At 62.8% G+C, this 6,590-nt stretch carries 5 protein-coding genes; 2 read left to right on the top strand and 3 right to left on the bottom strand.

What is annotated here, in order from left to right:
• Positions 1-717: universal stress protein (locus LAN64_20260; protein ID MBZ5570160.1), on the bottom strand; the 717-nt coding region annotated here is incomplete at its 3' end.
• A 292-nt stretch (positions 718-1,009) separates the two neighbouring features.
• On the opposite strand from LAN64_20260, the gene LAN64_20255 reads away from it, so the two are divergent.
• On the top strand, positions 1,010-3,295 hold the full coding sequence (locus tag LAN64_20255) for a carbohydrate binding family 9 domain-containing protein (GenBank protein ID MBZ5570159.1): 2,286 nt from the start codon (positions 1,010-1,012) through the stop codon (positions 3,293-3,295).
• Positions 3,296-3,900: 605 nt separating this feature from the next.
• Here the strand turns inward: LAN64_20255 and LAN64_20250 are convergent.
• Positions 3,901-4,362: a GtrA family protein gene (locus LAN64_20250; protein ID MBZ5570158.1), complete on the bottom strand. Its 462-nt coding sequence runs from the start codon at positions 4,360-4,362 to the stop codon at positions 3,901-3,903.
• Entirely contained in the window at positions 4,359-5,045 is a 687-nt protein-coding gene (locus LAN64_20245; GenBank protein MBZ5570157.1) for a CDP-alcohol phosphatidyltransferase family protein, read from the bottom strand. The genes LAN64_20250 and LAN64_20245 overlap by 4 nt, the downstream gene beginning before the upstream one ends.
• A 52-nt stretch (positions 5,046-5,097) precedes the next feature.
• On the opposite strand from LAN64_20245, the gene LAN64_20240 reads away from it, so the two are divergent.
• On the top strand, positions 5,098-6,477 hold the full coding sequence (locus LAN64_20240) for an amino acid permease (GenBank protein MBZ5570156.1): 1,380 nt from the start codon (positions 5,098-5,100) through the stop codon (positions 6,475-6,477).
• Positions 6,478-6,590: the final 113 nt, after the last annotated feature.

The raw sequence follows: 6,590 nt of genomic DNA, 5'->3' as shown, positions 1-6,590 counted from the left end.
CCTCTCCGTCAACATCAGCGTGACCTGCTCCACCGAACCGATTTCGAGCACGCGCTCCACTCCGGGCTGATCGGGCACGATTTTCTTCATCCACGCGCCGACCGCGTCACTCCGCATCCGGTCATCGCCCGGGCGCAGAGAATGGGCCACCCAGAGTTTCGCGCCATGCCGTTGCGCAAAGGAGCGCGCAAAGGCGATCCCCGCGGCGGCACCCGGATTGAGACCCGTGGCCAGCACGATGTTGCGGAAGACGGCCTCGCCGTCGGGCGCGGTGCGGGCGCAGGGGCCGACGGTCAGCACTGGACAGGGTGCGCATTGCGCGAGTTTCTCCGCCGCCGAACCGAGCAGCAGGTGGCGCAGCCCGTGGCGCCCACGCGTCCCGGTCACAATCAGGTCCACCCCATGTTCCTCGGCGATGCGGACCACCTCGGGCACGACCGCGCCGTGGCGGAGCACCGGCTGGACGCGAATTCCGCTGCATTCCGGCGAGGCCAGCGTTTGGTCGAGCCGGCGGGTGGCGTCAATGCGCTGCAGCAGGGTCAGTTCGGGGCAGACTGTCCAGGGGCGTGCCTCGATCACATGAGCCACATAAAGGTGGGCCCCCGAACCCCTGGCCAGACGGGCGGCATGGCGGAGGGCGGCTTGTGCGGCGGGCGAAAAATCGGTGGCCAGCAGGATGCGCCCTAGTCGGAGGCCGGGATGTGAGGTCGCAGCCATGGTGCTCTACGCGCGCAGATCCCCTCAAGCGGGACAGCGCTCCGCATCCAACAGTTTCGGCGTAGGCCGGCGCGGTGGGAAGGAGGCCGATTACAGGGCTATGTGATGCAAATCAAAGGCAGATGTGATGCGGCCTTCCTCGGACGGGAACTTCTGTGGGACAGGGAGCGTAATCTTCATGTAGGCGCTGAGCAAACCGCTGACGCACACCCAGTCTTTCTGTTGACCTTCTGGCGACCGCTACGTCTGAAACAGGGCGGAGGTCACCGTCGGCGCGCCCGTTCGCATGTACATGCTTCGCGTAGCCCTGATCACCGCGGTCATCCTGCTGGCGGCAGGCGGCGGATGGGCGCAACTGCGTCCGACCTCGGCGCCTCCCGCGTCGGTGCGCATTCCGCGGCTGAACTCGGGTCCCAAGCTGGAAGACTACCTTGCCATGAAAGCCAATTCAGAATGGGAAGGAAAGCTGGCGAAGGTGGATGACTTTCGCCAGTGGCGCCCCAACGACGGCGCGCCTTCCACGCAGAAAACCGTCGCTTATCTTGGCTACGACGATAAGACCCTGTACATCATCTTCGTCTGCTTCGATTCCAATCCCAACGCCATCCGCGCCCACCTCAGCGCGCGCGACCAGGGCTTCAGCGATGATTTCGTCGATGTCTGGCTGGACACCTTCCATGACCACCACAGGATGTATGAATTTCTGGTGAACCCGCTGGGCGTGCAGGCAGATGGCATCGACGATGAGACCAATAACAACGAGGACTTTACCTTCGACACGGTCTGGGACTCGCGCGGCAAGCTCACCGACCGGGGCTACGTGGTTTGGATTGCCATCCCGTTCAAGAGCCTGCGCTTTGCCAACGCAGACGTGCAGACTTGGGGTATCCTGCTGCAGCGCGACATCACGCGCAACGCCGAGAAAACCTTCTGGCCGCGCTGCACGCAAAACGTTGTCGGTCTGGCCAGCCAATCCGCCGATCTGGGCGGAATCGAAAACATCTCGCCCGGGCGCAACATGCAATTCATCCCCTACGGGCTGTTGCGCTCGTTCCGCGGCCTCGACCTGCGCGATCCCAGCGCACCACAATTTACTGCGAAAACGGCCAAGGTGGATGGCGGCGTGGATTCCAAGTTCATCCTGAAGAAAAGCCTGGTGCTGGACTTCACGATCGAACCTGATTTCAGCCAGATTGAATCCGACCAGCCGCAAGTTACGGTCAGCCAGCGCTTCGAAGTATTCTTCCCGGAGAAGCGCCCGTTCTTCCTGGAAAACGCCAGCTATTTCGCTACGCCGATCAACCTGTTCTTTACGCGGCGCATCGCCAACCCGCAGTTCGGGGCGCGGTTGACCGGCCGCCTGGGGCGCTTCTCGATCGGAGCGCTGGCGGCCGACGATCGCTCGCCGGGCCTGATTGTGCCCGATAACGATCCGCTCGCCGGCAAGCGCGCGCAGTTCGCGATTGTGCGCGCCGCCCGCGACATATTGCGGGATTCCACACTGGGCGTGATCTACACCGACCGCGAGTTCGATGGCGCCTTCAACCGCGTTGGCGGCGTGGACGGCCGCATTCGCCTCAGCAAGACGGTGATCACCAGCTTCCAAGCGGTCGAGAGCGCCACGCGCAATACCGACGGCAGCTACCTGGCCGGTCCGGCGTTCGAGTTCGACCTCGCCAAGAGCAGCCACGCGCTGAATGCCGACCTGCATTACACCGGGCGCAGCGACGGTTTCCGCACACTCTCCGGCTTCGATCCGCAGCCCGACATTCACACTATCAACGAAGACGTGAATTACACCTGGTGGCCGAAGAAGAGCCGGTATGTGCTGAACTACGGGACAGACCTGAACTCGTACCAGATCCGCGACCGCGAAGGGAACACGATCAATTGGGGAGTCGAGCCGCAGTTCTACATCGAGTTTCATCGCCAGACGCGCATCAATTACGGTTACGCGACCGAGGCGGAGACACTGCGCCCGCGCGATTTCAGCGTGCTCGCGCGCAACGTCGATTTTCTGCGGCACACCAACGTCGTGCAGTTTCGGAGCGCGCCGCTGCCGCAGGTTTCGTTCTCGATTGATTACCGCTGGGGGCGCCGCGTCAATTATGCGCCCGCCGTCGCCGCGCCGCCGTACCTGGCGCGACGCAATGGAGTTGACCTGGAGATGACGCTGCATCCGGTCAACCGGCTGCAGGTTGACAACTCGTACCTATGGTTCCGACTGGGCGGCGTGGAGTCAAGGCTGCCCGCGTTCAATAACCACATCCTCCGCTCGAAGTGGAATTACCAGTTCACGCGCGAGCTGTCGGCCAGGGTCATCCTGCAGTACAACTCGATCCTCGCCAATCCGCTGTGGACCTCGCTGGCCCCGGCCAAGACCATGAATGCCGATTTCCTGATCTCCTATCTGCTGCACCCGGGCACGGCGATTTATGCGGGCTATAACAGCAACGCGGAAAATATCGACCGCTTACTGGCGCTCGGCCCGGACGGCAACCTGCGGCGCACGCGCAGTTCGTTCATCAACGACAATCGTGAGTTTTTTGTGAAGGTGTCGTATTTGTTGAGGTTCTGACGCCTAGTGCAGGATTGCGGAGTCGCGGGCGAGGGCAAGCCCAGAGAAGTTCCCTACTCGATCTAGCTCTGCAATCAACGGCTCAATTTTAGGTTGATCTCCAGGTTCACTGGCGTGCGACCCGACTGGCACGACCGCCTGTGATTGGAGTCACCGCAAAGACACGCTGGGACGGTTAAGTTACCTTGGAGCTGCCGTTCATTGGCAAACCCGCTCGGCGGATGTTACGAGGAGGTGACCATGGCGGATTGCGAGAAACTGCGAACATGTCCGTTCTTCATCGACCAAATGGCCCAGATGCCATGTGTGGCGAGCCTGATGAAGACGACCTTTTGCCACGGCGACAAGACGCGTTGTGCCAGGTATCAGGTCTTCATGGCTGGCGTCCCTGTACCGGCTGATCTTCTCCCCAACGATGTTGGCAGGGCCCAGCAACTCTTGAGTCACCGGTAGCCTGCGTAGGGGACGTATGCGCGGTACGAAGACAGATCTCGCAGGCGAGGGCGCCCGCACCACACCGGAGCTTGGGGACTGGGAAGATGCGGCCCCCGCGAGGGTGCGGGGGCCTACAGATTCTAAGAAGCTTACAGATCCCTATGAACGGACTAACTCTCGCAGCGCGTGAACACCACGCGATCGCTGAGCACGAAGTTCAGCAGCCAGCATGTCGTGATGGCAATCAGGTTTGCTGCGATTACGGGCAAGTGCAGTTCGCCGACCAGCCATCGCATCGCCACCGCGTTGCCCGCCAGCGAAACCGCCCCGTTGGTCAGGTGAAAACGCACCAGCCGCGCAAGCGATTCCCACCCGGACACAACGCCGCGGTCGCGCCAGGTATAGCGCTCGTGCCAGACGAAGTTATGCAGGATGGCGGCCTCGACCGCCAGCACGGTGGCGATCAGGTAATCCATGCCCGCGCGCCGCAGCAATGCCAGCACGCCGAGCTGCACAGCGATGCCCAGGGCGCCGACCAGGCTGAACCGCCCCAATCGCCGACGGGTGCCGGGCAGTTCACCTCGCCTGCCGGCTATCGACCAATGACCATCGACCAGCGACCGCTTCTTCATGGCAGGCGCTCCTCGCGGTAGAGCTGCGCGATATGAGTTGCGGCAGATATCAGCAGCACGATCGTCATGCCGGCAATTCCAATGATGCCGCCGACGTCCAACAGCAGAAATCGTCCGCCGAGCACGCGAGGGTTGCCGCGGAAGAAGAGCGCGAGGTTGCCGAGGGCGAGCGCCATGCGCATTTCCGTGGGGCCAAGCCTGCCATACGAAAGCCGGAACGAACCCAGCGTGTAGGTCGTCAGATAAACCTCGATGGAAAGCAGCAGAAAGGCGACCAACATGCCCATGGCGATCCACGGATTGACGTAGCCGGAGAGCGCCAGCCCCGCCATCAAGAACAGCGCGCCGAAGCTGTCGAGCAGGTGGTCGACGTAGAAGCCGTAGCGCGGCCGCTGGCAATGGCGCAGGCGGGCAAGCGTGCCGTCCAGGCTGTCACCGAACCAGTTGACGGCGAGAAAGAAGGTGGCGCCCAGCAGTCCCCAGGCATGCCAGCGCGCCAGCGCGTACGAACCGCCCCCCAGCATCATCCCGAGCGAGCCCAGCACCGTGAGGCGGTCTGAGTTCACCCACGCCGGCAGCCGCGTCGCCAGCCAGTTCAACGCCTTGCGCTCGCCGGCCGCCGAGAAACTCTCTTGCACCCGCTTCTCCTGTTTGAACCCAACGCGCACGATGGTGGAACGCATTCCTGCTACCGGAGCGCCGCCCAGGTCCGAGTACCAATCGTCGTAGGTCTTCATGAGGAAGTCTCCGTACTCGGGCGCACTATGCGGCTTGGCGCCGGATGACCTCAATGCAGCGCGGGTCAACTGCAGGTCAATTCCTAAGCCTCTCCGCACCTGTCACATACGAAGGTTCATCATCCCGAAGGGGGGTGATTTCGGCCGCGGGATATACTCTCGGCACCTTGTGGGGTCTCGCTTGGCTGCCGAAACCCGTTCGCTGACCGACATTTCGTCCGCCGTGGTGGACAAGGAAGCCGGGCTGCACCGGCAACTCTCGTCACGCCAAGTGGCGATGATCGCCATTGGCGGAGCGATTGGAACCGGGCTATTCCTTGGCAGCTCGCTGGCCGTGCGCGCCGCCGGGCCGGCCGTGACCCTGACCTTCGTTCTCGGCGCGATCATCACGCTGCTGCTGATGGGGGCGCTCTCGGAAATGGCGGTCGCGCACCCCACCGCCGGCTCGTTCGGCGTACATGCCGAGATTTACCTGGGACGCTGGGCTGGGTTCGTCGTGCGCTACACCTACTGGGCGGTGCAGGCGATCGCGATTGGCGGTGAAGCTGCGGCGGTGGCGGTGTACTGCCGCTGGTGGTTTCCCAACCTGCCGTCGTGGCTGTGGATTGTGGCGTTTTCGGCGGGACTGTTGTGGGTGAATGCGCGCAGCGTCGGCAGCTTCGGCACATTTGAATACTGGTTCGCGATGATCAAGGTGGTTGCCATCATTTTGTTCATCGTATTCGGCGCGGCCATGCTGCTGGGCGTGGGCCATCCCGCGATCGGGGCGCGAAATTACACCGCGCACGGCGGATTTTTCCCGCGCGGCCTCTCGGGCATGTGGATGGCGATCGTGTTTGTCATTTACGGCTACATCGGGGCAGAAATCGTCGCGGTGACGGCAGGCGAGGCCAGGGACCCGGAGCGCGCCGTGCCCCGCGCCATGCGCTCCATGGTCGGGCGCCTCATCCTCTTCTATATCGGCTCGATGATCGTGCTCATCGGCGTGGTCCCCTGGACCCGCATCCAACCGGCCGCCGACGTCACCGCCAGCCCGTTCGTCACCGTCTTCCAGCTCATGGGAATTCCGGCGGCGGCGCACGTGGTGAACTTCGTCGTGCTCACCGCCGCGCTCTCCAGCATCAATTGCAACTTCTACCTGGTGACGCGCATGATGTTCTCCCTGGCGCGCGGCGGCTACGCGCCGAGCGTGTTCGGCCAGGTGTCGCGCCAGGGGACGCCGGTGAATGCGCTGCTGATTTCCACCTTCGGCCTGGCGCTGGCGACCGTCATGGCCGTCCTGTTTCCACTCACCGCGTACGTTTACATGTTCGGGATTGCGTTGTTCGGCGGCCTGTTTATCTGGCTGATGATTTTTCGGCTCTGCGCAGGAATCTGAAAAACTCGTGGATTTACTGGATTCCAGAGTAGCGGTTTGGCGGTACGCTCGGCGGGATGAGCGACAGTGAGTGGACGAAGATTCTGGGGTGGCCGGGTTACCGCGTCTATCGA

The sequence above is a fragment of the Terriglobia bacterium genome, from assembly GCA_020073185.1.
Lineage (GTDB): Bacteria > Acidobacteriota > Terriglobia > Terriglobales > Acidobacteriaceae > JAIQGF01.
This window is presented reverse-complemented; position numbering and strand designations above follow the sequence as displayed.